The sequence below is a fragment of the Seohaeicola sp. 4SK31 genome (assembly GCF_028802875.1).
GTDB lineage: Bacteria > Pseudomonadota > Alphaproteobacteria > Rhodobacterales > Rhodobacteraceae > Seohaeicola.
In genome coordinates this window covers 12,141-37,014 of sequence record NZ_JARAMP010000024.1, presented here as the reverse complement: position 1 = coordinate 37,014, position 24,874 = coordinate 12,141, and the positions used below count along the sequence as shown (strand labels likewise).

The 24,874-nt window shown below is 63.1% G+C and carries 25 protein-coding genes; 21 read left to right on the top strand and 4 right to left on the bottom strand.

All coding sequences use genetic code 11. From position 1 onward, the window contains the following. The first annotated feature begins 3 nt into the window (after positions 1-3). From PVW27_RS17560 to PVW27_RS17510, 11 genes are all read left to right on the top strand, one after another. Positions 4-570 carry a SoxW family protein gene (locus PVW27_RS17560; protein ID WP_274559990.1) on the top strand — a complete coding sequence of 189 codons (567 nt, stop codon included), beginning with the start codon at positions 4-6 and terminating at the stop codon, positions 568-570. Positions 571-732: 162 nt separating this feature from the next. Continuing rightward, on the top strand, positions 733-1,203 hold the full coding sequence (soxX, locus tag PVW27_RS17555; RefSeq protein WP_274559989.1) for a sulfur oxidation c-type cytochrome SoxX: 471 nt from the start codon (positions 733-735) through the stop codon (positions 1,201-1,203). A gap of 33 nt (positions 1,204-1,236) precedes the next feature. Then, positions 1,237-1,653: a thiosulfate oxidation carrier protein SoxY gene (soxY, locus tag PVW27_RS17550; protein ID WP_274559988.1), complete on the top strand. Its 417-nt coding sequence runs from the start codon at positions 1,237-1,239 to the stop codon at positions 1,651-1,653. 70 nt (positions 1,654-1,723) lie between these two features. Beyond that, positions 1,724-2,053, top strand: coding sequence for a thiosulfate oxidation carrier complex protein SoxZ (gene soxZ, locus PVW27_RS17545; protein WP_274559987.1), 330 nt, complete (start codon positions 1,724-1,726; stop codon positions 2,051-2,053). 78 nt (positions 2,054-2,131) lie between these two features. Further along, the gene (soxA, locus tag PVW27_RS17540) at positions 2,132-2,986 is read left to right on the top strand and encodes a sulfur oxidation c-type cytochrome SoxA (protein WP_274559986.1); all 855 of its coding nucleotides are present in this window, start codon (positions 2,132-2,134) and stop codon (positions 2,984-2,986) included. A 136-nt stretch (positions 2,987-3,122) separates the two neighbouring features. Beyond that, the gene (soxB, locus tag PVW27_RS17535) at positions 3,123-4,820 is read left to right on the top strand and encodes a thiosulfohydrolase SoxB (RefSeq protein WP_274559985.1); all 1,698 of its coding nucleotides are present in this window, start codon (positions 3,123-3,125) and stop codon (positions 4,818-4,820) included. 110 nt (positions 4,821-4,930) lie between these two features. Then, entirely contained in the window at positions 4,931-6,214 is a 1,284-nt protein-coding gene (soxC, locus tag PVW27_RS17530; protein ID WP_274559984.1) for a sulfite dehydrogenase, read from the top strand. Then, a complete protein-coding gene (locus tag PVW27_RS17525; RefSeq protein WP_274559983.1) occupies positions 6,198-7,445 on the top strand; it encodes a c-type cytochrome in 1,248 nt (415 codons plus the stop codon). Before soxC ends, PVW27_RS17525 begins: the two co-directional genes overlap by 17 nt. A gap of 290 nt (positions 7,446-7,735) precedes the next feature. Further along, on the top strand, positions 7,736-8,446 hold the full coding sequence (locus tag PVW27_RS17520) for a c-type cytochrome (RefSeq protein ID WP_274559982.1): 711 nt from the start codon (positions 7,736-7,738) through the stop codon (positions 8,444-8,446). A gap of 28 nt (positions 8,447-8,474) precedes the next feature. Further along, entirely contained in the window at positions 8,475-9,737 is a 1,263-nt protein-coding gene (locus tag PVW27_RS17515; RefSeq protein ID WP_274559981.1) for an NAD(P)/FAD-dependent oxidoreductase, read from the top strand. Between the two features lie 138 nt (positions 9,738-9,875). Continuing rightward, positions 9,876-10,724, top strand: coding sequence for a glycosyltransferase family 2 protein (locus PVW27_RS17510; protein ID WP_274559980.1), 849 nt, complete (start codon positions 9,876-9,878; stop codon positions 10,722-10,724). A gap of 13 nt (positions 10,725-10,737) precedes the next feature. Here PVW27_RS17510 and PVW27_RS17505 read toward each other — a convergent pair whose 3' ends face one another. Then, a complete protein-coding gene (locus tag PVW27_RS17505; protein ID WP_274559979.1) occupies positions 10,738-11,967 on the bottom strand; it encodes an FAD-binding domain-containing protein in 1,230 nt (409 codons plus the stop codon). Positions 11,968-12,177: 210 nt separating this feature from the next. On the opposite strand from PVW27_RS17505, the gene PVW27_RS17500 reads away from it, so the two are divergent. The 5 genes from PVW27_RS17500 (at position 12,178) to PVW27_RS17480 (ending at position 15,629) form a co-directional block, all read left to right on the top strand. Next, the gene (locus PVW27_RS17500) at positions 12,178-12,810 is read left to right on the top strand and encodes an ATP-dependent Clp protease proteolytic subunit (protein ID WP_274559978.1); all 633 of its coding nucleotides are present in this window, start codon (positions 12,178-12,180) and stop codon (positions 12,808-12,810) included. Between the two features lie 141 nt (positions 12,811-12,951). Then, complete coding sequence (gene clpX, locus PVW27_RS17495) at positions 12,952-14,214, top strand: ATP-dependent Clp protease ATP-binding subunit ClpX (protein ID WP_274559977.1); 1,263 nt, start codon at positions 12,952-12,954, stop codon at positions 14,212-14,214. 192 nt (positions 14,215-14,406) lie between these two features. Continuing rightward, positions 14,407-14,790 (top strand): NADH:ubiquinone oxidoreductase subunit NDUFA12, encoded by a 384-nt coding sequence (locus PVW27_RS17490; RefSeq protein WP_274559976.1) that lies wholly within the window; start codon positions 14,407-14,409, stop codon positions 14,788-14,790. 21 nt (positions 14,791-14,811) lie between these two features. After that, a complete protein-coding gene (mlaD, locus tag PVW27_RS17485) occupies positions 14,812-15,264 on the top strand; it encodes an outer membrane lipid asymmetry maintenance protein MlaD (protein WP_274559975.1) in 453 nt (150 codons plus the stop codon). Further along, a complete protein-coding gene (locus PVW27_RS17480; protein WP_274559974.1) occupies positions 15,261-15,629 on the top strand; it encodes a DUF2155 domain-containing protein in 369 nt (122 codons plus the stop codon). The genes mlaD and PVW27_RS17480 overlap by 4 nt, the downstream gene beginning before the upstream one ends. Here the strand turns inward: PVW27_RS17480 and aat are convergent. The 3 genes from aat to accB are packed head-to-tail and all read right to left on the bottom strand — an operon-like array spanning position 15,593 to position 18,120. Next, on the bottom strand, positions 15,593-16,237 hold the full coding sequence (gene aat, locus PVW27_RS17475) for a leucyl/phenylalanyl-tRNA--protein transferase (protein WP_274559973.1): 645 nt from the start codon (positions 16,235-16,237) through the stop codon (positions 15,593-15,595). The genes PVW27_RS17480 and aat overlap by 37 nt on opposite strands. Positions 16,238-16,271: 34 nt before the next feature. Continuing rightward, on the bottom strand, positions 16,272-17,621 hold the full coding sequence (gene accC, locus PVW27_RS17470; RefSeq protein ID WP_274559972.1) for an acetyl-CoA carboxylase biotin carboxylase subunit: 1,350 nt from the start codon (positions 17,619-17,621) through the stop codon (positions 16,272-16,274). Positions 17,622-17,631: 10 nt separating this feature from the next. Then, the gene (gene accB / locus PVW27_RS17465) at positions 17,632-18,120 is read right to left on the bottom strand and encodes an acetyl-CoA carboxylase biotin carboxyl carrier protein (RefSeq protein WP_274559971.1); all 489 of its coding nucleotides are present in this window, start codon (positions 18,118-18,120) and stop codon (positions 17,632-17,634) included. A 218-nt stretch (positions 18,121-18,338) separates the two neighbouring features. Here accB and PVW27_RS17460 point away from each other — a divergent pair, with 218 nt between their 5' ends. From PVW27_RS17460 to PVW27_RS17440, 5 genes are all read left to right on the top strand, one after another. Continuing rightward, a complete protein-coding gene (locus tag PVW27_RS17460; protein ID WP_274559970.1) occupies positions 18,339-19,886 on the top strand; it encodes an AMP-binding protein in 1,548 nt (515 codons plus the stop codon). 110 nt (positions 19,887-19,996) lie between these two features. Next, complete coding sequence (locus PVW27_RS17455; protein WP_274559969.1) at positions 19,997-21,364, top strand: short-chain fatty acyl-CoA regulator family protein; 1,368 nt, start codon at positions 19,997-19,999, stop codon at positions 21,362-21,364. A 110-nt stretch (positions 21,365-21,474) separates the two neighbouring features. After that, positions 21,475-21,843: a response regulator transcription factor gene (locus tag PVW27_RS17450; RefSeq protein ID WP_274559968.1), complete on the top strand. Its 369-nt coding sequence runs from the start codon at positions 21,475-21,477 to the stop codon at positions 21,841-21,843. Continuing rightward, positions 21,840-22,127: a hypothetical protein gene (locus tag PVW27_RS17445; protein ID WP_274559967.1), complete on the top strand. Its 288-nt coding sequence runs from the start codon at positions 21,840-21,842 to the stop codon at positions 22,125-22,127. Before PVW27_RS17450 ends, PVW27_RS17445 begins: the two co-directional genes overlap by 4 nt. Positions 22,128-22,136: 9 nt before the next feature. Continuing rightward, the gene (locus PVW27_RS17440) at positions 22,137-24,818 is read left to right on the top strand and encodes a sensor histidine kinase (protein WP_274559966.1); all 2,682 of its coding nucleotides are present in this window, start codon (positions 22,137-22,139) and stop codon (positions 24,816-24,818) included. Positions 24,819-24,874: the final 56 nt, after the last annotated feature.

Below are 24,874 nucleotides of genomic sequence, written 5' to 3'. Positions count from 1 at the left end.
GGAATGAAACGGATGATGTCCACTATCGCAGCGGCGGCGACGGCGCTGGCTGTCGCGGTCATGCCTCTGGCGGCGGCCGAGATGGGCGATGACGGGCTGCACAAGGCCACATGGATGCGGGACACCTTCAAGGACCTGCGCGAGGATCTGGCCGAGGCCAATGCCGAAGGCAAGCGTCTGGCGATCATCTTCGAGCAGCGTGGCTGCATCTACTGCAAGCAGATGCATGAGGAGGTCTTTCCCGATTCGGAGGTCGATTCGTATATCCGCGAGAACTACTTCATCATCCAGATGAACATGTTCGGCGATGTCGAGGTGACGGATTTCGATGGCCAGACCCTGCCCGAGAAAGAAATGGCGCGCAAATGGGGGCTGCTGTTCACGCCGACCCTGATGTTCTTTCCCGAAGAGGTGCCCGACGGCGTGACCGCACCCCAGGCGGCGGTCGCCCAAATGCCGGGCGCGTTTGGAAAAATGACGACTTTGTCCATGTTTCGCTGGGTTGTTGAAAAAGGGTATGAAGGGGACGAGCCCTTCCAGAAATACCTGGCCCGGATGATCGGTCAGTAGCAAACCCAATGTGCGGGCAGGGCGCTGCGGTGGCCTGCCCTGCGGTTTTGGTCAGATAAGTAAATTCGTTTTTATGAATTTGTTGTTGCACAAAACCTGCGGCGTGGACTACGGTATACAAAGCTAACTAAGCCAGAAGACCTGGTAGCTAAGGGAGGGAACATGAAGCTTTCAACACTGACACTGGCGGCGTCGCTTGTGGCAACCGGCGCGTTTGCGGCCGAGCCCGTGGCACCGGCCGATGTGGTCTTTACCGATGGGGCCATCGAGGCCTCTCTGACGGGAACTCCGGGCAACCCCGAGGAGGGGGCCAAGGTCTTTACCAGTCGCGCCATCGGCAATTGCGTGGCCTGCCACGAGGTGACATCGCTGAGCGCGGCGTTCCCCGGCAATGTCGGTCCGATGCTGGACGGCGTGGGCAGCCGCTGGAACGAAGCGGAACTGCGCGGGATCGTGGCGAACGCAAAGCTGATGTATGAAGGCACCATCATGCCTGCCTTCTACAAGGTCGACGGATTTACCCGTCCCGGTGACGGATACACGGGCAAGGCCGCGGAAAAGGTCGAGCCGATCCTGTCCGCGCAGCAGATCGAAGATGTGGTGGCGTTCCTGATGACTCTGAAAGACGAGTGATCGGGGCGCGCTGGATATAAGGAGATAACAGACATGGACTTCACAAGACGCGATACCCTGGCGCTTGGCATGGGAGCCGTGGCACTGACCGTGCTGCCCTTCCGCGTCAATGCAGCCGTAGACGATGTCATCGCCGAGTTCACCGGCGGTGCAACCATGGCGGACAGCGGGGTCACCCTGACCGCGCCGGAAATCGCCGAGAACGGCAACACCGTTCCGATATCGGTCGAGTCGGAAGGGGCTGTGGCGATCATGGTTCTGGCCGCAGGCAACCCGACTCCGGGTGTGGCGACCTTCAACTTCGGTGAACTGGCCGGTGCGCATGCCGCATCGACCCGCATCCGTCTTGCCGGCACGCAGGACGTGATCGCGATCGCCAAGATGGCTGATGGCAGCTTTGCTCGCGCCAGCTCGAACGTGAAGGTCACCATCGGCGGCTGCGGCGGCTGATCCGCGTCATGGTCGCAGGCCCTGACGGGCCCGCATCCGCAAACGCATAGAGAGATTTAGGAGAGACAAAATGGCAGAAGGCGTAAAACCCCGCGTCAAGGCCCCCAGCTCGGCAGCAGCCGGCGAGGCGGTCGTTCTGAAGACCCTGATCAGCCACCAGATGGAATCCGGCCAGCGCAAGAACGCTGACGGCACCGCCATCCCGCGCTCGATCATCAACCGCTTCACCTGCGAGTTCAACGGCAAGTCCGTGATCGACGTCAAGATGGAGCCGGCGATCTCGACCAACCCGTATTTCGAGTTCGAGGCCGTGATCCCCGAAGCCGGTGATCTGAAATTCACTTGGTATGACGATGACGGCTCGGTCTACGAGGACGTCAAGTCCGTGACCATCGCCTGAACCGGGCGCATCAGCGAGATCCTGGGGCGCGGTCGATCAAGGAACCGCGCCTCGGGCAGCCAAAAGGGAGGGCATTACATGAAATTCAAGGCAATGACGGCTGTGGCCGCGCTGCTTCTTTCGGTTCCGGCCATGACGCTGGCAGATCCTGACGAGGATTCGCTGGTGATCAACGGCGAGATCGAGTCGGTCACCGAGACCGCGGCTCCGGCGCATCTGTCCGATGTGCTGGACACCATCTATTCCGGCTGGCGCTTCCGCGAGGATGAGACGCAGCAATTGCAGATGGATGATTTCGACAATCCCGGCATGATCTTTGCCGATCTGGGTCTTGACCAGTGGAACAAGGTCGAGGGCGAGGCCGGCAAATCCTGCGCGTCCTGCCACGGTGACGTGGAAGAAAGCATGAAGGGCGTCCGCGCGGTTTACCCCAAGTGGAACGAGGCGGCGCAGGAAGTGCGCACCCTTGCGATGCAGATCAACGACTGCCGCGAGACCAACATGAAGGCCGAGCCTTACAAATACACCAGCAACCAGATGACGAACATGGAAGCGCTGATTTCCGTGCAGTCACGCGGCATGCCGGTGGATGTGGCGATCGACGGCCCCGTGCAGGCGACATGGGAAGCGGGCAAGGAAATCTACTACACCCGTTACGGTCAACTGGAACTGTCCTGTGCCAATTGCCACGAGGACAACTATGGCAACATGATCCGCGCGGATCACCTGAGCCAGGGCCAGATCAACGGCTTTCCGACCTATCGTCTCAAGAACGCCAAGCTGAACCAGACGCATGACCGCTTCCGCGGCTGCATCCGCGACACGCGCGGCCACACATTCGACGCGGGCAGCCCCGAATTCGTGGCGCTGGAGTTGTATGTGGCCAGCCGCGGCAATGGCCTGTCGGTCGAGGGGCCCTCGGTCCGGAACTGACGAAATGCCGGGGGCGGCCTGTCCGCCCCCTGGCCCTTCTGCTTGCACCTGAACTTATGAACGGGCCGTCAAGGCCGGACCACTGGCCTGTCCCCCAGTGGTATGGAAACACTCAAACTATCGGAGCCTGGGTCCCATGATCTCTCGCCGTGATTTTCTTCAGGTCGGAATGGCCGCATCCGCGCTGGTGGGCGCATCGGGTTTCGGCAACTGGTCCCGTCTGGCAGCCCAGCAGGCCCTGACGCAGGATCAGCTTTTGCAGTTCGAGACCTTTGGCAATGTCTCGCTGATCCACATCACCGACATTCATGCCCAGTTGAAGCCGATCTATTTCCGCGAACCCGAGGTGAACCTTGGCGTCGGGCAGAACAAGGGGCATGTGCCGCATATCACCGGCGCGGATTTCCGCAAACTTTACGGGATCGAGGATGGCTCGCCGTCCGCCTATGCCTTGACCTACAATGACTTTACCGCGCTGGCGAAAACCTATGGCCGCATGGGTGGCATGGACCGTGTGGCAACGGTCGTGAACGCGATCCGGGCCGAGCGTCCGGATGCGCTGCTGCTGGATGGCGGCGATACATGGCACGGCTCCTATACCTGCTATCACACGCAGGGGCAGGACGTGGTCAATGTGATGAACGCGCTCAAGCCAGACGCGATGACCTTCCACTGGGAATTCACGCTGGGCACCGAACGCGTGCGCGAACTGGTCGAAGGTCTGCCCTTCGCCGCCCTTGGCGCCAATATCTTCGACGCCGAATGGGACGAGCCGTCCGAGGATTTCAAACCCTACGAAATGTTTGAACGCGGCGGCGTCAAGATCGCCGTGATCGGGCAGGCCTTTCCCTATATGCCCATCGCCAACCCCGGCTGGATGTTCCCCGAATACAGCTTCGGCATCCGCGATCAGCGCATGCAAGAGGTGGTGGATGAGGTGCGCGCCGCCGGAGCGGAACTGGTCGTCTGCCTCAGCCATAACGGCTTTGACGTGGACAAGCAGATGGCAAGCCGCGTGACAGGCATCGACGTGATCCTGACCGGGCATACCCATGATGCACTGCCCGAACCGGTGCTGGTGGGCGAGACGATCCTGATCGCCTCCGGGTCCAACGGCAAATTCGTGTCCCGCGTCGATCTGGACGTGCGCGATGGCCGGATGATGGGCTTCCGCCACAAGCTGATCCCGATCTTCTCGGACGTGATCACCCCGGATGCCGAGGTGGCCGCCGTGATTGACGAACAGCGCGCCCCCTTCATGGATCAATTGACCGAAGTGATCGGGCAGGCGGACTCGTTGCTCTATCGGCGCGGCAATTTCAACGGCACATGGGACGATCTGATCTGCGACGCCCTCATGACCGAGCGGGAGGCAGACATTGCCATGTCCCCCGGCGTGCGCTGGGGCCCGTCAATCCTGCCGGGGCAGAACATCACCCGCGAGGATATCCACAACGTCACCTCAATGACCTATGGTCAGGCGTATCGCACAGAAATGACAGGCGAATTCCTGAACGTGATCCTGGAAGACGTGGGCGACAACCTGTTCAACCCCGATCCCTATTACCAGCAGGGCGGCGATATGGTCCGCGTGGGCGGTCTTGGGTATCGGATCGACGTGTCCAAGCCGATGGGGCAGCGGATCAGCGACATGACCCTGCTCAAGACGGGCGAGGCGATTGACCCCGCGAAAACCTATGTGGTGGCCGGCTGGGCCTCGGTGAACGAGGGCACGGAAGGACCGCAGATCTGGGATGTGGTCGAGGACTACATCCGCAAGCAGGGCACCGTGAAGGTCGCCCCGAACACAAGTGTGCAGGTGGTGGGGGCCTGATCTCCATCGCCGCGCCATAGGGGCGGCAGACCCCTGTGGACAAGGGACCATTTTGACTCTATCAAATTCACAAAAATGAATTTGATAATCTGAAAAGGAGGCAAGGACAAATGACAGCCAGCTCCAATGACATGAAATCCTCGCGGCGCGCGTTCCTCCGGGGTGCGCTGGCAGCGGGTGGCGCGGTGGCCGGAGCCACGGCGGCGCGGGCCGCAGGACCCGATCCGCTGATCACCGAAGTGCAGCCCTGGGCCAGCGGTCTGGGCGAGGGGGTGGACGCCACGCCCTATGGCCTGCCGATCAAATTCGAATCCGATGTGGTGCGGCGCAACGTGGAATGGCTGACGGCGGATGTGATCAGCTCGATCAACTTCACGCCGATCCACGCGCTGGACGGCACGATCACACCGCAGGGATGCGCGTTCGAGCGGCACCATTCGGGCGCGATCGAACTGTCCAAGAAAGACTACCGGCTGATGATCAACGGTCTGGTGGACCGTCCGCTGGTCTTCACCTACGAGGATCTGGAGCGGTTCCCGCGCGAGCAGCATGTCTATTTCTGCGAATGCGCCGCCAATACCGGCATGGAATGGGCCGGCGCGCAGCTGAACGGCGCGCAATTCACCCATGGCATGATCCACAACATGGAATATACCGGCGTGCCGCTGCGCACCCTGCTGGCCGAGGCCGGTCTGGATGCCGCGGGCGATCTGTCCGACAAATGGGTCTATGTGGAAGGGGCCGATGCCTCGTCCAACGGGCGCTCGATCCCGATGGACAAGGCGCTGGATGACGTGCTGGTGGCCTTCAAGGCCAATGGCGAGGCGCTGCGGATGGAGCACGGCTATCCCGCCCGTCTGGTCGTTCCCGGTTGGGAAGGCAACATGTGGGTCAAGTGGCTGCGTCGCATCGAAGTGGCCGATGCCCCCGTGGAAAGCCGCGAGGAGACATCGAAATACACCGACACGATGGCCGATGGCACCTCGCGCAAGTGGACATGGGTGATGGATGCGAAATCCGTCATTACCAGCCCCAGCCCGCAGGCACCGATCCGTCATGGCAAGGGGCCGCTGGTCATCACCGGGCTGGCCTGGTCAGGGCGCGGTGCGATCACCCGCGTCGATGTCACCACAGATGGCGGCAAGACATGGCAGCAGGCGCGGCTTGCTGCCCCCGGTCAGCCGATGGCGTTGACGCGCTTCTACTTCGATCACAATTGGGACGGCGAGGAAATGCTGTTGCAGGCCCGCGCCCATGACGAGACCGGCTATGTCCAGCCAACCAAGACCCAACTGCGCGACATCCGCGGGCTGAACTCGGTCTATCACAACAACTGTATCCAGACCTGGTGGGTGAAACCAAGCGGGGAGGCTGAAAATGTCGAAATCTCTTAATCTTTACGGTGGTTTGGCCCTTGGTGGCGTGGCCATGCTGACCGCTGCCTACAACTTTGCCGATCGCAACGTCACACCGATGCCCGACGCGGCGCGGGTGCTGGGTGAGGCACCGGCCAGCCTTGACATGGGCTTCATGCTGCGTCCCGCGATTGCCAGCACCTCGACCAGTGATGGTCCTTTGGGGATCGGCCGCGTTGCGCTGCCCGAAGAGGTTGCCGCCTGGGATCTGGACGTGCGGCCGGATGGCGTCGGCCTGCCGGCGGGGTCGGGCAATGTGTCTGACGGAGATGACCTGTTTCAGGATTATTGCGCGGTCTGCCACGGGGTCTTTGCCGAAGGCGTGGACAACTGGCCCAAATTGGCCGGGGGCATGGGGACGCTGGACCGGGATGATCCACTGAAAACGGTGGGCTCCTACTGGCCCTATGTCTCGACCGTCTGGGACTATGTCCACCGCTCCATGCCGTTTGGCAACGCGCAGAGCCTGTCCCCGGACGAGGTCTATGCCATCACGGCCTATATCCTGTATTCCAACGATCTGGTCGATGATGACTTCGTCCTGTCGAACGAGAACTTCACCGAAGTGACCCTGCCCAATGTGGACGGCTTCTTCGTGGACGATCGTGACACGGTTGAGCTGCCGGTCTTCTCGCAGGAACCCTGCATGGAGAACTGCAAGGAAAGCGTTGAAATCACCATGCGCGCCACCGTTCTGGACGTAACGCCGGATCAGAGCGCAGCGCGTGAGGCTTTCCAGGCCGAAGAGGCAGCCGAAGCTGCGGCAGAAGCGGCCGAGGCCGCGGAAGAGGCGGCACCGGCTACGGAAGAAACCGCCGCATCCCCCGCAACCCAGGAGGCCGCACCCGCCGAGGCCGAGTCTGCCGCACCGGCGTCTGGCGCGCTGGACGTGGAACTGGTCGCGGCTGGCGAGAAAGTCTTCAAGAAATGCGCCGCCTGCCATCAGGTGGGTGAGGGCGCAGAGAACAAGACCGGCCCGCATCTGAACGGTGTGATGGGACGGACGCTTGGTGCTGTCGAAGGCTTCAACTACTCCAAGACCATGGCCGAGATGGGAGCTTCGGGCACAGTCTGGACCCCCGAGACGATGGCTGAATTCCTCGCCAAGCCACGCGACTATGTGAAGGGCACGAAAATGTCTTTCGCCGGTCTGAAGAAAGACGACGAAATCGCCGCGATCAACGAATACCTCAAGTCGTTCTCGCAGTGATCCAGGACCAGAACCAGGCCGATGCGTCGGCCTGGTTCGCACCACGTTGAGGGGCGTGGCAAATGACGTGGGGCTGGTTTCGGAGGAGGCAGACCCGCGTGGATGAACGGCCTGCGCCAGAACAGCCGTTCTGTCGCGCAAGTGGCTGATACCTCACGCGTTCCTTCCTTGTCATCAGATCCGGATCGTCCGGTCTTTCCTGTCTGGGACAGCAGTCCTGACATGAATTCCCGGTTGTTTTCAAAGCGTTTTCAGGCTTTCCTGAAAGTGTGATCGAACAGGGTGATACGATGATCTCAAAGGTGGCAGCGGCCATTTTTCTTGCAGGAACCTGTGCCCTTGCCGGGGCTGCACAGGCCGAGCTTCTGGGCGATGCCAAGCGGGGCGAGGCGTTGTTTCGCGATTGCAGTTCCTGCCATCAGGTCGGGCCTGACGCCGAGAACCGTATCGGCCCGCATCTCAACGGGATTTTCGGGCGCAAGGCGGGCAGTGTCGGCGATGACTATCGCTATTCCAAGGGTCTGGCGCGGATGGGGGCGGACGGGCTGGTCTGGAGTTTCGACACGCTGGACGCCTATATCGAAAACCCCAAGGCGCTGGTCAGTGATACGCGCATGGCCTATCGCGGGATGAAGGACGAAAAGGACCGCGCGGACCTTCTGGCCTATTTGCGCGACTTTTCCGCCAGCCCCGCCAATATACCGGAAAGTCAGCCGACCGCCCGCGCGCGCGAGGTCGAACTGTCGCCCGAGACATTGGCGATCGTGGGCGACAGGGCCTATGGCGAATACCTGTCCAGTGAATGTCTGACCTGCCACCAGCGCAGCGGTTCCAATGAGGGAATCCCCGGCATCGTCGGATGGCCGGCCGAGGATTTCGTGATCGCCATGCATGCCTACAAGCGGCAGATCCGCCCGCATCCCGTGATGCAGATGATGGCGGGGCGGCTGTCGGATGAAGAGATTGCGGCTCTGGCTGCATATTTTGAGGGTCTGGAATGATCCGCTTGTTCTCAGGGAGGAACATCACATGAAACTGAACAGAAGAGCTTTCATCGGCACCGGCGTGGCGGCGGCGGCTGCCTTGCAGGCCCCGATGGTCTGGTCGCAGGGCCGGGCCCGCGTGGTCGTGATCGGCGGCGGGGCAGGCGGGGCCACGGTCGCGCGCTATCTGGCCAAGGACAGTCAGGGCCAGATCGACGTGACGCTGGTCGAACCCACGCGGCATTACTACACCTGCTTCTTCTCGAACCTCTATATCGGGGGGTTCCGCGACATCGCCAGCATCGGCCATTCCTATGGCAAGCTGGCTGCGGAATACGGGATCAACGTCGTGCATGACTGGGCTGTGGGTGTCGACCGCGACGCCAAGACCGTCACGCTGGCGGGTGGCGCGGTGCTGCCCTATGACCGGCTGGTGCTCAGCCCCGGTATTGATTTCGTGGATGGCTCGGTGCCCGGCTGGGATGTGTCCGTCCAGCACAAGATGCCCCACGCCTACAAGGCCGGCTCGCAGTCCGAGCTGCTGAAAGCGCAGATCGAGGCGATGCCGGAAGGCGGGCGTTTCGCCATGGTGGCCCCGCCCAACCCCTTCCGCTGCCCCCCCGGCCCCTATGAGCGGATCAGCATGGTCGCGCATCTGCTGACGCAGGTGAACCCGACCGCCAAGATCCTGCTGGTGGACCCCAAGGAGCAGTTCTCCAAGCAGGCCCTGTTCGAGGAAGGCTGGCAGAAACATTACGGCGGCATGATCGAGCGGATCGGACCCGATTTCGGCGGCGACAAGGTCGAGGTCCGCGCCGATACGATGGAGGTCGTGATCGACGGCAATGCCGAGAAGGTCGATGTCTGCAACGTGATCCCCGGCCAGAAAGCCGGCCGCATCTGCGAGATCGCGGGCGTGACCGAGGGCAACTGGGCACCTGTGACCGGCCATACGATGCAAAGCCGTATCGACGGCAATGTCTATGTGCTGGGTGATGCCACCAATCAGGGCGACATGCCGAAATCGGGCTATTCGGCCAACAGTCAGGCCAAGGTCGCCGCGATGGCGATCCGGGGTGAATTGCTGGGCTCCTCGGTCTTCCCGGCCAAGTTCTCGAATACCTGCTGGTCGCTGATCGCGCCGGACGATGGCGTCAAGGTCGGTGCGGCCTATGAGGCGACGGACGAGAAGATCGCAAGCGTGTCCAGCTTCATCAGCCAGACCGGCGAGGACGCGGCCCTGCGTCAGCAGACCTACGAGGAAAGCCTTGGCTGGTATGCGGGTATCACCAGCGACATGTTCGGCTGATCAGAGCCGCTGATCCAACGGACCGCCCCCCGCACGAACGGGGGGCGGTTTGCATTTGGGGCTTGGTTCTTGCTGCCCAAGGTTGCGGGCTCTATAGCGGGGCCGCAAGGGCCCGGTGCGCATGAACGAGAGGGGAAGATGGGACTCGTAGGACGCCTCAAACCACTGGCCAGCCGGTTGCGGCGCGGCGCGCGGCATGTGCGGCGGCGGATGTTCCCCGACAGCAGGGCCACATTGGCCGTGCTGGCTATCATGAAGAACGAGGGGCTGAATGTGGATGAATGGATTGACCATTACATCTGGCAGGGGGCCGATCATCTGTTCATCATCGACAATGGCAGCACCGATGACACGGTGGCGCGGATTGAGAACTCGGCCTATCGCGACCGGATCACCCTGCTGCACCGGCCCGAGCCGCATCGACAAGGCTTTCACTACCGCCAGACGTTTCGGCGCGAGCGGATCAGGCGTCGTTTTCAATGGTTGATGGTGGCCGATGCCGATGAATTCTGGTTCTCGGCCGAAGATGCCACGCTGCCCGCTGCCTTGGCACGGTTCGACGGCTTTGATGTCATCTATGCCCGCTGGTCGCAGTTTGGCTGTCCGGGGCAGGAGCGTCATCCCGCCAGCCTGCGTCAGGCGCTGACGCTGCGCCATGCCGCGCTTGGGCCGCACAAGGCCACGAAATGGGTCGTGCGGACTTCGGCCATAGGAAATAACGCATTGTTTATCCACAAGATCAGGGGCGCCTGTTCGTCACGCACGATCACGGACACGGATGTGATGCGGGTCAATCACTACATGACCCAGAGCCTCCAGTTCTGGAATGATGTCAAGATGGCGCGCGGCGATGCCTCTACCCCGGCCAGCGACACCAGCCGCACCATGGCGCAGTTCGAGGGATTCAACGCCTTGTCTGTTGTGCGTGATACAGAATTGGCCGACCGGGTGGCCGCGGCCAAGGCTACCACCAGCCCGGCGGGCTGAGGCCGCCCGCGCGTCACACCACCCCGATCCCCTTCAGCCCCGCCACCAGCGTGGGGATCTTTTCCTTGAACTTGAAGAATCCCGCCGTGGCTTGGGGCCATGCGGCGCTGTCATAGCGGCGTTGCAGGCGGACAAGGCGGATGCCGTCCGGGGCCAGAGCCGCCTCCAGCGCGCGCAGGGTCGTCGCGTTGGGGCCGACGGGGGCATAGGGTGTCACAACCTGCCGCGCACCGGTTGCACGGGCCCAGTCGGCCAAAGCCCCGACCCCGGACAAGGCGGGGGTCAGGGGACCAAGCCGGTCGGCCCAACGGGTCGTCACATCAGCCATTGCACCCTGCACAAACTCCTCCAGATGGGGGGCCACATGCAGCGGGCTGCGGCCGCGTGTGGTGACCAGACAAGCGGTGGCGACGGGGGCAAGCCCGTGATCGAACAGATAGGCGGGGCTGAGGTCATCGTCATGCAGCAAGAGCGCGCAGGGTTCCGTCAGGTCAGGCATCCGGGGTGCTGGAAGCGGCACCCGCGGCACCTCTGGCCCCTCAAGAGGCACGGCCACGCCCGCCAGCCCCTTGGGACGGAAGCGCCCTCCGGTATAGGTTTCGATATTGTCCGCCCGTGCCAGATAGGTCTTGCCCCTGGTCTGCAACCCCGCCACCCAGCGCCAGCTGAGCGTGTTCGAGGCGGGATCACCGTCCAGCAGGTGGCGCAGGAAAAAATCCGCCCCCAGTTCCCATGGCAGGCGCAGGGTGAAAATCCAGATCGAGGCGAACCACATCCGCGCATGGTTGTGCAGATAGCCGGTCTGCACCAGTTCCTGCGCCCAGTGATCGAAGGCGTCGATGCCGGTCTGCCCGGTGCAGGCATCGGCCCAGGTGCTGCGCAGGCCGGACTGGGTCTGAACCTGATCCAGCGCCGCGCGCAGGCCCTGCTGATACATCTCCCACACGGCGGGGCGCTGTTCCAGCCAGCCTTTCCAATAGGTGCGCCAGTAGACCTCCTGCACGAATTTCTCGGCCGCCGACAGCGAATGGCGGGCCAGGACCGCGTCCAGCACCTCGGCCTCCGTCACAAGGCGGTGCCTGATCCACGGCGAGAGGGTCGAGACATGGGCGTGCTGACCCGCACCAAGATCATGGTTGCGCATCCGCGCATAGGCACTGCCCGCACGGGGGATGAACTGCGACAAACGCTCTAGCCCGGCGGTGCGGGTTGGGGTGAAGTCCTGAGCTCTGCCGTGGGTCATGTCCCTTGTTCTTTCCGTTGTGCCGCGCGCCTGTCGGCAGGCATCTAGCGTGGTCGGACAACGCTTCAATTGCCGACGAAAGGCGGGCCGGATTGCCCGCCGCACCGGGATAAATCCCATGCGCCCCTTGCAGCCCGGTGGGCGCAAGACTAAGACTCCGGTAACACCTGAAGACTATGGATGAACAACAGCAGCAGCAGGCAGGCCGATATGAGAGACCCTATCGACACTTACATGAACACCCTTGTCCCGATGGTGGTCGAACAGACCAGCCGGGGCGAGCGCGCCTATGACATCTTCTCGCGTCTGCTGAAGGAGCGGATCATTTTCCTGTCCGGCCCCGTGCATGACGGCATGTCCAGTCTGATCGTGGCACAGCTCTTGCATCTTGAGGCGGAGAACCCGTCCAAGGAGATCAGCATGTATATCAACAGCCCCGGCGGCGTGGTGACAAGCGGGCTGTCGATCTATGACACGATGCAATACATCAAGCCCAAGGTCTCGACGCTTGTCGTGGGGCAGGCGGCCTCGATGGGGTCGCTGCTGCTGACGGCGGGCGAAAAGGGAATGCGCTTCTCGCTGCCCAACAGCCGCGTGATGGTGCACCAGCCCTCGGGCGGCTATCAGGGGCAGGCGACGGACATCATGATCCACGCGGCCGAGACGCAGAAGCTGAAGAACCGGCTGAACGAGATCTATGTCAAGCACACCGGCCAGCCCTTGAAAAAGGTCGAGGCTGCGCTGGAGCGGGACAATTTCATGTCCGCCGAAGACGCCAAGGAATGGGGTCTGATCGACGAGATCGTGGAAAGCCGTGGCAAGGCCGAAGAAGCCAAGGCATAACAGTTTGTTGTCCCGCCCGTCGCCGGGTGGGGCAATTTTCGCATTGTGGTGCTTCGGGGGCTGGCCTAAGCTTGGCCTCCAGAACGCACAGGTCGGCTGGATCGGTCGAACCACCAAAGGATATGGCCTGAAAGGGACGAAATGGCGACGAATTCCAGCGGCGACAGCAAGAACACCCTCTACTGCAGCTTTTGCGGAAAAAGCCAGCATGAGGTGCGCAAGCTGATCGCGGGTCCCACCGTCTTCATCTGTGATGAGTGCGTCGAACTTTGCATGGACATCATCCGCGAAGAGACGAAAAGCGCAGGGTTGAAGGCCACGGACGGCGTGCCGACGCCCAAGGACATCTGCGCGGTGCTGGATGACTATGTCATCGGCCAGCAGAAGGCGAAGAAGGTCCTCTCTGTGGCGGTGCATAACCATTACAAGCGGCTCAACCACTCCTCCAAGACCAGCGACATCGAACTGTCGAAGTCCAATATCCTGCTGATCGGCCCGACCGGTTGCGGCAAAACGCTGCTGGCGCAGACGCTGGCGCGGATTCTGGATGTGCCCTTCACCATGGCCGATGCGACCACGCTGACCGAGGCGGGGTATGTCGGCGAGGACGTCGAGAACATCATCCTCAAACTGCTGCAATCATCGGAATACAATGTCGAGCGCGCGCAGCGCGGCATCGTCTATATCGACGAGGTCGACAAGATCACACGCAAATCCGAAAACCCCTCGATCACCCGCGATGTGTCGGGCGAGGGCGTGCAGCAGGCGTTGCTCAAGCTGATGGAAGGCACCGTCGCCTCCGTCCCGCCACAGGGGGGGCGCAAGCATCCGCAGCAGGAATTCCTGCAGGTGGACACGACCAACATCCTGTTCATCTGCGGCGGCGCTTTCGCCGGACTGGACCGGATCATCGCGCAGCGCGGCAAGGGCAGCGCGATGGGCTTTGGTGCGGACGTCAAGGACCCCGACACCCGCCGCGTCGGCGAAACCTTCAAGGATCTGGAACCCGAGGATCTGCTGAAGTTCGGCCTGATCCCGGAATTCGTGGGCCGTCTGCCCGTGATCGCCACGCTGGAAGATCTGGACGAGGATGCGCTGGTCACGATCCTGACCCAGCCCAAGAACGCTCTGGTCAAGCAGTATCAGCGCCTGTTCGAACTGGAAAACGTCAAGCTGACCTTCACCGAAGACGCGCTGACCGCCATCGCCAAGCGCGCCATCGAGCGCAAGACAGGCGCACGCGGGTTGCGGTCTATCCTCGAGGATATCCTGCTCAACACGATGTTCGACCTGCCCGGCATGGCCAATGTCGATGAGGTTCTGGTGAATGAGGAAGCGGCGATTTCGGCGGCACAGCCCCTGATGATCTATGCCGAAGCCAAGAAGGAAGGCGCCTCTGCCTGATCCGCTTGCGCCCGGTGGCGCGGACGGAATGGATATTTGAAGCAAGAAGAAACAGGGGCCGTGCCAGGCAATGGCGCGGCCCGTTTTCTTGACGCGGGGCTGGGGCGCGGCGCTTTGCCAATCCGCGCGCTTGTGACTGGACCTTGGCGCGCGCTTGGGGCATAGCAGGGACAACGAATAGCGGAGGCTTTGATGGGCATTCTGAACACGCTCTTGCGCGCGGTGACCTGGTGGAACGGCCAGACCCTGAATACGCAGCTTTACACATGGCGTCGCGGCGTCAAGGTGGGTGAGGACGCGCAGGGCAACGCTTTCTTCACGACCAAGGATGGCAAGCGGCGCTGGGTGATCTTCAACGGCGAGGTCGAGGCCAGCCGGATCAGCCCGGATTGGCATGGCTGGCTGCACCATACCTTCAAGGAGACGCCCAAGGACAGACCCCTGGCCCATAAATCCTGGGAGAAGCCGCATCAGGAAAACCTGACCGGCACGCCTTTGGCCTATGCGCCCGCAGGCTCGATCCGGCGCGCGGAACCGGCGGCGCGTCAGGATTACGAGGCCTGGACCCCGGAATGACGCGCGGCTGAGGAGCAACCGATGTCCGAGACCAAGACCGAAGTGGCGGTTGGGGCTGCTGTGCTGGCCGTGGCGGCAGGATTTCTGATCTATGCGGGTCAGGTCACGGGCCTGTCCGCGCCGACGACCGGCTATCCGCTGACGGCCTCGTTCCGGTCGCTGGAGGGCGTCAGCGTGGGCACCGATGTGCGGCTGGCCGGTGTCAAGGTAGGCACCGTCACCGGGGTCAGCTTGAACCCCGAGACGTTCCGTGCCGATACGACGATCACCGTGCTGGACGGGATCGCCCTGCCGGATGACAGCGCCATCGTGATCGCCTCGGAAGGTCTGCTGGGGGGCAATTTCGTGGAACTGGTGCCCGGCGGTTCGCCCTTCAACCTGAACCCCGGTGATGAGATCATCGATACGCAGGGCGCGGTCAGTCTTGTGTCGCTGCTGATGAAATTCGTCTCGGGCGAAAGCGGGGCGGAATGAGCCTGCGCCTCGCAACGCTTGCGCTTGGGCTGTTGATGGCGCTGCCGCTGCAAGCGCAGAATACGCAGACGGCTACCGGGTCCGGGGCGGTGCTGCGCGTCCTGGACAAGATCAACGGCGAGGTGATGGACCTCGACCTGCCCAATGGCACGGGCGGTGTTGCATGGCGGATGCAGGTCGAACTCGGCGAATGTCGTTACCCGGTCGGCAACCCGGCCGGAGATGCCTTTGCCTTTCTCACGCTGCGCCACGAGGGATCGCAAGAGCCGCTGTTTCGCGGCTGGATGATCGCCTCGGCCCCGGCGCTGAACGCGCTGGACCATCCGCGCTATGATGTCTGGGTGATCCGCTGCACCACGTCTTGAGGCGTGGCAGGCAGGGCAGGCGCATTGAAATCGCCCCGGCCTGACAAGGCCGCTTCCAGTTGCCGGTGATATTCGGCCCGCGTCACCTCGACCGCGCCAAGGGATGCCAGATGCGGCGTCAGGAATTGCGCGTCGAACAACCGGAACCCCCCGCAGCGCAGACGATCCACCAGATAGACAAGCGCGATCTTGGACGCATCGGTGCGGCGCGAGAACATGCTTTCCCCGAAGAAGGCCGCCCCCAGCGTCACACCATAGACACCGCCGACCAGCGCTTCGCCCTCCCACACTTCAAGTGAATGGGCATGGCCCATGCGGTGCAGATCCAGATAGAGGCTCCGGATCTCGGCGTTGATCCATGTCTCGTCCCGGTCGGCGCATCCATCCACAACGGCCGCGAAGGCGCTGTTCACGCGGACAGTGTGGGGCCAGCGGCGCATCCGGCGGGCCAGACTGCGCGACAGGTGGAAACCGTTCAGGGGAAAGATGCCGCGACGGCGTGGATCGACCCAGAACACATCCGGGTCGTCCCGCGACTCGGCCATCGGGAAGATGCCCGCCGCATAGGCGTTGAGCAGCAGCTCGGGCGTGATGACCGGGTCCGTCATGCACGGGCCCGGTGTTCGATGCGAGGTTCCACCCTCAGGCCGGAAGGTGTGTCTTCAGCCAATGTTCCAGCCAGTGGATGTTGTAATTGCCGGTCTGCACATCCTCTTCCTGCAACAGCGCGTGGAAGAGAGGGATGGTCGTATCCACGCCGTCCACGATCAGCTCGCCCAAAGCGCGCGCCAGCCGGGCCAGTGCCTCGGGGCGGTCACGTCCATGCACGATCAGCTTGCCGATCAGGCTGTCGTAATAGGGCGGGATGCGGTAGCCGTCATAGAGCGCGGAATCGATCCGCACGCCAAGGCCTCCCGGTGCATGATACTGCGTGATCCGGCCCGGGCAGGGCGCGAAATTCGGCAGCTTCTCGGCATTGATCCGCACCTCGATGGCATGGCCGTTGATCGTCAGGTCCTCTTGCGTGAAGGACATGGGCAAGCCCTCGGCCACGCGGATCTGCTCGCGGACAAGATCCACACCGAAGATGGCTTCGGTCACGGGATGTTCCACCTGAAGGCGTGTGTTCATCTCGATGAAATAGAACTCGCCCTTCTCGTAAAGGAATTCGATGGTGCCCGCGCCGATATAGTTGATCTTGGCCACCGCATCCGCGCAGACCTTGCCGATGCGGGCGCGTTCTTCGGGGGTGATGACAGGGCCGGGGGCTTCTTCGAACACCTTCTGGTGGCGCCGCTGGAGCGAGCAGTCACGCTCGCCCAGATGCACGGCGCGACCTTTGCCATCGCCGAACACCTGAATCTCGATATGGCGCGGCGTGGTCAGGTATTTCTCGATATAGACTTCGTCATTGCCGAATGCGGCCTTGGATTCGGACCGCGCCGTCATGAAGGCGCTTTCCATCTCTGCAGCGGTCAAGGCCACTTTCATGCCGCGCCCGCCGCCACCTGCGGTCGCCTTGACGATCACCGGATAGCCAATCTCGGCACCGATGCGCTTGGCATCATCCAGCGTTGGCACGCCACCATCCGAGCCGGGCACACAGGGCACACCCAGCGCCTTCATCGTGTCCTTCGCGGTGATCTTGTCGCCCATCATGCGGATATGTTCGGCGGTGGGACCGATGAAGGTTATGCCGTGATCTTCCACGATCTGCACGAAATTCGCGTTCTCGGACAGAAAACCGTAACCCGGATGGATCGCCTGCGCGCCCGTGATCTCGCAGGCGGAAATGATCGCGGGGATCGACAGATAGCTGTCGGTGGAGGGCGGCGGCCCGATGCAGACGGCCTCGTCGGCCATGCGGACATGCATCGCATCGGCATCTGCGGTGGAATGGACGGCCACGGATTTGATGCCCATTTCCCGCGCGGCACGGATCACGCGCAGGGCGATCTCGCCGCGGTTGGCAATCAGGATTTTATCGAACATTGCCTGCGCCTTATTCGATGATCATCAAGGGTGCGCCATATTCCACGGCGGCGCCGTCCTCGACGAGGATGCGCTTGACGGTGCCGGATTTCGGCGCCGGGATATGGTTCATGGTCTTCATCGCCTCGATGATCAGCAGGGTATCGCCCTCGTTCACCTGTGCGCCGACGGTCACGAAGGCGGGGGAACCGGGTTCGGCCTGCATATACACCGTTCCGACCATGGGCGAGGTCACGGCACCGGGCAGCGAGGCGGGGTCTTGCGTGGCCGGGGCCGCAGCGGAGGTCGGCGCTGCGGCAGGTGCCGGGGCTGCCGCATATTGGACCGGGGCCGGAGCGGCATAGGTCACGTTGGGGGCGGCGCGGCTGACGCGCACGTTCAGGCTGTCATCCTCGCCATATTCGCGCATGACCTCAAGCTCGGTCAGGTCATTCTCGCGCAGCAGTTCGGCAAGGGCCTGAATGAAGGCAACGTCGCTGTCATGGTTCTTTTTTGTCATACTATCCTCGACCGGTTCCGACAGGGCTGTCCGGGGTGGCCAGCGGCCAACCCTGCGCCATTCTGCCCCGCTTATAGGTCATCGTGCCGTCAGGGAAAAGCGGCCAATTCGCAAGCCCTGCGGCCGAGGTCGAACCCGCCGATGCCGTCTGTGCGTGATCTGCCCGATTGCACGGAACGCGCCGTGGTGCTTTTCTGCGGCTGTCAGGGGAGGGCCGTATGAATATTTCCAACTGGTTGCACCGGCAGGCGCAGATCAACGGCGCGCGTCCGGCCTTGTATCTGGGGCGCGATGTGGTGGCGGATTATGCGCAGTTCCATGCGCAGGCCGCCGCCGTGGCGGGATGGCTTGCCGCGCAGGGTGTTCGGCCCGGTGACCGGGTGGCACTGTTCATGAAGAACACTCCCTCGTTTCTGGTGCTTCTCTATGGAATCTGGATGGCCGGGGCCGTCGCGGTGCCGGTCAATGCCAAGCTTCATGGGCGCGAGGCGGCGTGGATCATGGGCGATGCGGGCGCGTCGCTGGCTTTTGCTTCGGCCGGATTGGCAGAGGATCTGGAGCAAGCCTTGCCGCAGGAGGGGGGGGGCGCGCGCGTGATCCGCGCGGATCATGCCGGGCTTTCGCAGGTGACCTCGCACAAGGCGATCGCCGGGATCTCTCCGCGCGAGGCGGCTGATCTGGCCTGGCTGTTCTATACATCGGGCACAACGGGACGGCCCAAGGGGGTGATGATCACGCATGGGATGCTGTCGGCCATGTGCCTGTCCTATCTGGCGGATGTGGATGTGGTCACCTCCGACGATGCCGCGCTTTATGCAGCCCCCCTGAGTCACGGGGCCGGGCTTTATGCGCTGGTGCATGTGCTGATGGGCGCGCGGCATGTCTGCCCTATCTCGGCGGGGTTTGACGAGGGAGAGATCCTTGATCTGGCCGCGCATCATGGCCGGGTGCACATGTTTGCCGCCCCCACGATGATCAAGCGGATGACGGCCCATGCACAGGCGCATGGCCTGACCGGGCAGGGGCTGCGCACCATCGTCTATGGTGGTGGGCCGATGTATGTGGCCGATATCGTCGAGGCCGTGGCGGTTTTCGGGCCGGTTTTCGTGCAGATCTACGGGCAGGGTGAATGCCCCATGAGCATCACCGCCCTGTCGCGCGCCGATGTGACCGACCGCAGCCATCCCGACTGGCGCGCGCGTCTGGGTTCGGTCGGTCGCGCGCAGGCTGTGGTCGAGGTCCGGGTCGGTGACGATGACGGCCACCCCCTGCCACCGGGAGAAGTGGGGGAGATCATGGTGAAAGGGACGACCGTGATGCCCGGCTATTGGCAGAACCCTGCGGCCACGGCCAAGACGATCCAGAATGGCTGGCTGCGCACGGGCGACATGGGCGCGCTGGATGCGCTCGGCTATCTGACGCTGCACGACCGCAGCAAGGACATGATCATCTCGGGCGGGACCAACATCTACCCGCGCGAGGTGGAAGAGGCGCTGTTGACCCACGCGGATGTGCATGAAGTCTCGGTCGTGGGGCGGCGCGATCCCGAATGGGGCGAGGTGGTGGTGGCCTTTGTCGTGCCGCGTGGCGGTGCGGCCCTTGAGGCCGCGTCACTGGATGCGCATTGCCTTGACCGGATTGCCCGGTTCAAACGGCCCAAGGCCTATGCCGTGCTGGCTGAACTGCCGAAGAACAATTACGGCAAGGTCCTCAAGACCGCCCTGCGCGAGATGTTGGCGGGTGAGGGCGGCGTCACCTATCTGTAACTCCTGCTTCACGCATGTTGAAAATCGTGTAAATATGATGCGATTCCTATGGCTTGTTTCATCAAGCTGACAGGATCCAGAACCCATACCGACAGCAGGGGTGACGCAGGATGCCGCAACGGCAGTTGACCGGAGGACGTATCCGCGAGCGGCGCATTGCGTTGGGTCTGCGGCAGGCGGATCTGGCCAAGCAGGCAGGTATTTCAGCCTCCTATCTGAACCTGATCGAACACAATCGCCGCAGGATCGGGGGCAAGCTGCTGCTGGACCTGTCCGCCTCCCTTGGTGTCGAACCTTCCGCCCTGACCGAAGGGGCCGAGGCCGCGTTGATCGCCACCCTGCGCGAGGCGGCAAGTGCCGTGCCCCACGCAAAGCCCGAGACCGAGGGGATCGAGGATCTGGCGGCGCGCTTTCCCGGCTGGGCCGGCGTTCTGGCCGAGCGGCACCGCCGCGTTCTGGCGCTCGAGCGCACGGTCGAGCAACTGGCCGACCGCTTGACCCATGACCCCTATCTTGCCGCCTCGATGCACGAGGTATTGTCCAGCGTGACCGCGATCCGGTCGACTGCGGCCATCCTTGTCGATCCGCGCGAGATCGAGCCCGAGTGGCGGGACCGTTTCCATCGCAATATCAACGAGGATGCAGGCCGTCTGGCGCGATCGGCGCAGGCATTGGTCGCCTATCTGGACGGGGCGGGCAAGGCTGATGCGGCCCTGAGTTCGCCGCAGGACGAGATGGAGCGGTTCCTGACCCGGCGCGGGCATCATTTCGCCGAGCTCGAAGGGGAGGGCGCGCTGCCGGACCGGATGATGGCCGCGATCATCGACGAGGATGAGGCGCTGCAATCGGCCTCGGCCCGCGCACAGGCCCGGCTCTATCTGGAGCGTTACCGCGCGGATGCAGAGCGGCTGCCGCTCGTGCGGTTGCAGCAGGTGCGTGACGAGGCGCAGACGACCGAGGAAGGATTGGATCCTTTGCATCTGTCGGTGCGGCTGGGCGTCGATCCCGCCACGGTGATGCGGCGTCTGGCCAGCCTGCCACCGGCCGAAGAACTGGATGGGGCAAACCGGACTCCGGTCGGTCTGGTCAGTTGCGATGCGTCGGGCACCTTGTTGCTGCGCCGTCCGCTTGAAGGATTTGCCTTGCCGCGCTTTGGGGCCGCCTGTCCGCGCTGGCCGCTTTTCGCGGCGCTCAGCCGTCCGATGACGCCGATTCGCCAGACATTGCGTCAAAGCGGACGGCACGGGCGCATGTTCAGGGCCTTCGCCATAGCCCAGCCGGTGGGGCAGCCGGACTACAACGCCGATCCCCTGTTCGAGGCGCATATGATGATCCTGCCTCTGTCGCGCGATTCCGCAGGGCAGGAGATGACCTCGGGTCCCGATCTGCCACGTGAGGTGGGCGTCAGTTGCCGCATCTGTCCGGCCCGCGACTGCGCGGGCCGTCGCGAGCCGTCGATCCTGACAGATGGGTTTTGACACGTCGCCCTGCACCGACGATAGTCGGCCAAGGCCCGTGGTGTCGGGGCTGCGCGAAATCCCGACCCGTCAGGACCGATCCGCTACATTCCAGGGGAGGGGAAAGTGGCATGGCGAAACATGTTCTGATCATCGAGGATGAGCCCAACATCATCGAGGCCATCAGCTTCATCCTGTCCCGCGATGGCTGGCAGGTTGATACCCATTCCAATGGCCACGACGCGGTCGCGGTGGTGCGGGCCCGCGCCCCGGATCTGGTGATCCTGGACGTGATGCTGCCGGGGCGCAGCGGCTATGACATCCTGACCGATCTGCGCGCCCAGCCCGAGACGCAAGACCTGCCGATCCTGATGCTGACAGCCCGGGGGCAGGCGCGGGACCGTGAACTGGCCGAAAAGGCAGGTGCCAGCCGTTTCATGACCAAGCCGTTCTCGAACGCCGATGTGATCGAGGCTCTGAACGCGCTGGTGGCGGAATGAAAGAGCGCGGCAGCCCGCTGTTTCTGGAAAGGCGCAGCTATCGCCAGCGGCGGCTGATGGACGCGGCGCGGCTTTTGCCCCTTCTGGGCGTGCTGCTCTGGCTGGTGCCGCTGCTCTGGCCACAGGGGGGCGGGCCGTCCGCGCCCGCAGACGTGGAGGCGGTCGCAACGTCAAACGCGATCCTCTATATCTTCGGGGTCTGGGTCCTGCTCGCGCTGGCCGCGCTGTTCCTGTCCCTGATGCTGGACGGCAAGGCGGAAACGCAGGGCGGCAAGGACGTCTAGGGGACGGGCATGGCAACGCTCAATATCCTCATCGCGGTGTGCCTTGCCTATGTGGCGCTGCTGTTCGGCGTGGCTTTCATGGCGGAACGGGCGGCGCTGAAGGGGCGGGGCAACTGGCTGCGCTCGCCCTGGATCTATACGCTGTCACTGTCGATCTATTGCACAGCCTGGACCTTTTACGGGGCGGTCGGCTATGCCGCGCGGTCGGGGCTGGAATTCGTCACGATCTACCTTGGTCCCACGCTGGTGATGGTCGGCTGGTGGTGGGCCCTGCGCAAGATGGTGCGGATCGGGCGCACGCAACGCATCACCTCGGTCGCGGATCTGATTTCGTCGCGCTATGGCAAGTCCGGGCTGCTTGCGGTCTGCGTGACCGTGCTGGCGGTGATCGGAATCACGCCCTATATTTCGCTTCAGTTGCAATCAGTTACACTGTCTTTCTCAAGCTTTGCTATCAGTGATCCCGATGGTGTATCGCTGATTGCGGGTTATGATACGGCGCTGTGGGTCGCGGTGGGGCTGGCGCTGTTCACCATTCTGTTCGGAACGCGCAACCTTGACGCCAACGAACGTCATCACGGCGTCGTCATGGCCATCGCGGTCGAGGCCGTGGTCAAGCTGTTCGCGTTGATTGCCGTCGGTGTCTTCGTGGTCTGGGGGCTGGCGGGTGGGGTCGGCCCGATGATGGAGCGGATCGACGCCTCCGAGATCGGACAGTGGCAGATGGATGGCGGGCGTTGGGTCGGGCTGACCTTCCTGTCGGCCGCCGCCTTCCTGACTCTGCCACGCATGTTTCAGGTTCTGGTCGTCGAGAACGAGGACGAGCGCCACCTGCGCACCGCCGCCTGGGCCTTTCCGACCTACCTGATGCTGATGAGCCTGTTTGTCGTGCCCATCGCCGTGATCGGGCTGGAGGTGATGCCCGCAGGATCGAACCCGGACCAGTTCGTGCTGACCGTTCCCCTGACCCAAGGGCAGGAGGGTCTGGCGATGCTGTCGTTTCTGGGCGGCTTCTCCTCGGCCACGTCGATGGTGATCGTGGCGGCCATCGCGCTGTCCACGATGGTGTCGAACCATATAGTTATGCCGATCTTCCTGCGTCTGACCCAGGGCGGGGCCAGCGGCCCGTCCGATGTGCGCCATGTGGTGATCCTCGCGCGGCGGCTCTCCATCGGCGTCGTGCTGGCGCTGGGCTATCTCTATTACAAGGTCTCGGGCGGTGGTGCCGCGCTGGCAGCCATCGGGTTGGTGTCCTTTGCCGGGCTGGCACAGCTTCTTCCGGCGATGATGGGCGGGATCTTCTGGCGCGGCGCCACCCGCAACGGGGCCTTTGCCGGGCTGGTCGTCGGGTTCGCCATCTGGACATGGTGCCTGCTCTTGCCGGGCTTCGGCGGCGGTGTGCTGTCACAGGCGGTGATGGAACAGGGCCCCTGGGGGCTGTCCTGGCTGCGGCCGCATGCCCTGTTCGGGATCGAGGGGATCGACCCGTTGCTGCATGCGGGCATGTGGTCGCTTTTGCTGAATGTGACGGTTTTCGTGCTGGTTTCCCTCGTCAGCTTTCCCTCTCCGCTGGAGCGGCTGCAAGGTGCGCAATTCGTCAACATCTTCGACCATTCCGATAATCCGCAAAGCTGGTCGGGTGGAATTGCCCAGTCCGAGGATCTGATGATCATGGCGCAGCGGATTCTGGGACCCGAACAGGTGCAAAGCTTCTTTCAGGCCGAGGCCGCGCGGCAAGGTCTGGCGGGCTATCTGCCCGAACCCACTCCCGATTTTCTGGCCCGGCTGGAGCGGGAGCTGTCAGGGGCCGTCGGTGGCGCCACGGCGCATGCAATGGTGGCGCAGATCATGGGCGCGGCCACCGTATCGGTCGAGGATCTGCTGGCCGTGGCGGACGAAACCGCGCAGATGATGGAATATTCCAGCCAGTTGGAGGCGAAGTCCAATGAGCTGACCCGCACGGCACGCCAATTGCGCGCCGCCAATGACAAGCTGACCCAGCTTTCGGTGCAGAAGGACGCCTTCCTCAGCCAGATCAGCCACGAGTTGCGCACGCCGATGACCTCGATCCGGGCGTTTTCCGAGATCTTGCGCGATGCCGAGGGGTTGGAACCCAAGGACCTGACCCGCTACGCGTCGATCATCCATGCCGAGGCGATCCGCCTGACGCGGCTTCTCGACGATCTGCTGGATCTGAGCGTGCTGGAGAATGGTCAGGTCAATCTGAACATTCGCGACGGTCTGTTGTCGGATGTGATCAGCCACGCCATCGCGGCGTCCGGAACCGACATGCACGCGATGCGGGTGCGGCGGTCAGGCCCGGCGGCCGAGATCATGCTGACCACAGATCACGACCGGCTGGCGCAGGTCTTCATCAACCTGATCGCCAATGCACAGAAATACTGCGATGCCGACCGGCCGGAACTGACGATTGACGTCAGCCGTCGGGGTGGACGCGTGATCGTGGATTTCATTGACAACGGATCGGGCATCCCACCGCAGGCGCAGGGCATGGTGTTCGAAAAATTCTATCGCGTGGCCGATCGGCAGGCAGGCGGGGCCGGGCTGGGTCTGGCCATCTGCCGCGAGATCATGGGCCGGTTGGGCGGCACGCTGGGCTACCTGCCCGGACAGGGCGGTGCCGCATTCCGCGTCAGCCTGCCTGCTGCTCAACGCATGGCCGCGCGATAAGGCGCAACTTGCCCGCCGGAGTTCAGACAATCGTAACCTTCCCGCAGGTAGAAAAG

Excerpts from the sequence above, each read along its gene's own strand:
- PVW27_RS17560 (WP_274559990.1), top strand. The coding sequence starts at position 4 with ATGAAACGGATGATGTCCACTATCGCAGCGGCGGCGACGGCGCTGGCT.
- soxX (WP_274559989.1), top strand. The coding sequence starts at position 733 with ATGAAGCTTTCAACACTGACACTGGCGGCGTCGCTTGTGGCAACCGGC.
- soxY (WP_274559988.1), top strand. The coding sequence starts at position 1,237 with ATGGACTTCACAAGACGCGATACCCTGGCGCTTGGCATGGGAGCCGTG.
- soxZ (WP_274559987.1), top strand. The coding sequence starts at position 1,724 with ATGGCAGAAGGCGTAAAACCCCGCGTCAAGGCCCCCAGCTCGGCAGCA.
- soxA (WP_274559986.1), top strand. The coding sequence starts at position 2,132 with ATGAAATTCAAGGCAATGACGGCTGTGGCCGCGCTGCTTCTTTCGGTT.
- soxB (WP_274559985.1), top strand. The coding sequence starts at position 3,123 with ATGATCTCTCGCCGTGATTTTCTTCAGGTCGGAATGGCCGCATCCGCG.
- soxC (WP_274559984.1), top strand. The coding sequence starts at position 4,931 with ATGACAGCCAGCTCCAATGACATGAAATCCTCGCGGCGCGCGTTCCTC.
- PVW27_RS17525 (WP_274559983.1), top strand. The coding sequence starts at position 6,198 with ATGTCGAAATCTCTTAATCTTTACGGTGGTTTGGCCCTTGGTGGCGTG.
- PVW27_RS17520 (WP_274559982.1), top strand. The coding sequence starts at position 7,736 with ATGATCTCAAAGGTGGCAGCGGCCATTTTTCTTGCAGGAACCTGTGCC.
- PVW27_RS17515 (WP_274559981.1), top strand. The coding sequence starts at position 8,475 with ATGAAACTGAACAGAAGAGCTTTCATCGGCACCGGCGTGGCGGCGGCG.
- PVW27_RS17510 (WP_274559980.1), top strand. The coding sequence starts at position 9,876 with ATGGGACTCGTAGGACGCCTCAAACCACTGGCCAGCCGGTTGCGGCGC.
- PVW27_RS17505 (WP_274559979.1), bottom strand. The coding sequence starts at position 11,967 with ATGACCCACGGCAGAGCTCAGGACTTCACCCCAACCCGCACCGCCGGG.
- PVW27_RS17500 (WP_274559978.1), top strand. The coding sequence starts at position 12,178 with ATGAGAGACCCTATCGACACTTACATGAACACCCTTGTCCCGATGGTG.
- clpX (WP_274559977.1), top strand. The coding sequence starts at position 12,952 with ATGGCGACGAATTCCAGCGGCGACAGCAAGAACACCCTCTACTGCAGC.
- PVW27_RS17490 (WP_274559976.1), top strand. The coding sequence starts at position 14,407 with ATGGGCATTCTGAACACGCTCTTGCGCGCGGTGACCTGGTGGAACGGC.
- mlaD (WP_274559975.1), top strand. The coding sequence starts at position 14,812 with ATGTCCGAGACCAAGACCGAAGTGGCGGTTGGGGCTGCTGTGCTGGCC.
- PVW27_RS17480 (WP_274559974.1), top strand. The coding sequence starts at position 15,261 with ATGAGCCTGCGCCTCGCAACGCTTGCGCTTGGGCTGTTGATGGCGCTG.
- aat (WP_274559973.1), bottom strand. The coding sequence starts at position 16,237 with ATGACGGACCCGGTCATCACGCCCGAGCTGCTGCTCAACGCCTATGCG.
- accC (WP_274559972.1), bottom strand. The coding sequence starts at position 17,621 with ATGTTCGATAAAATCCTGATTGCCAACCGCGGCGAGATCGCCCTGCGC.
- accB (WP_274559971.1), bottom strand. The coding sequence starts at position 18,120 with ATGACAAAAAAGAACCATGACAGCGACGTTGCCTTCATTCAGGCCCTT.
- PVW27_RS17460 (WP_274559970.1), top strand. The coding sequence starts at position 18,339 with ATGAATATTTCCAACTGGTTGCACCGGCAGGCGCAGATCAACGGCGCG.
- PVW27_RS17455 (WP_274559969.1), top strand. The coding sequence starts at position 19,997 with ATGCCGCAACGGCAGTTGACCGGAGGACGTATCCGCGAGCGGCGCATT.
- PVW27_RS17450 (WP_274559968.1), top strand. The coding sequence starts at position 21,475 with ATGGCGAAACATGTTCTGATCATCGAGGATGAGCCCAACATCATCGAG.
- PVW27_RS17445 (WP_274559967.1), top strand. The coding sequence starts at position 21,840 with ATGAAAGAGCGCGGCAGCCCGCTGTTTCTGGAAAGGCGCAGCTATCGC.
- PVW27_RS17440 (WP_274559966.1), top strand. The coding sequence starts at position 22,137 with ATGGCAACGCTCAATATCCTCATCGCGGTGTGCCTTGCCTATGTGGCG.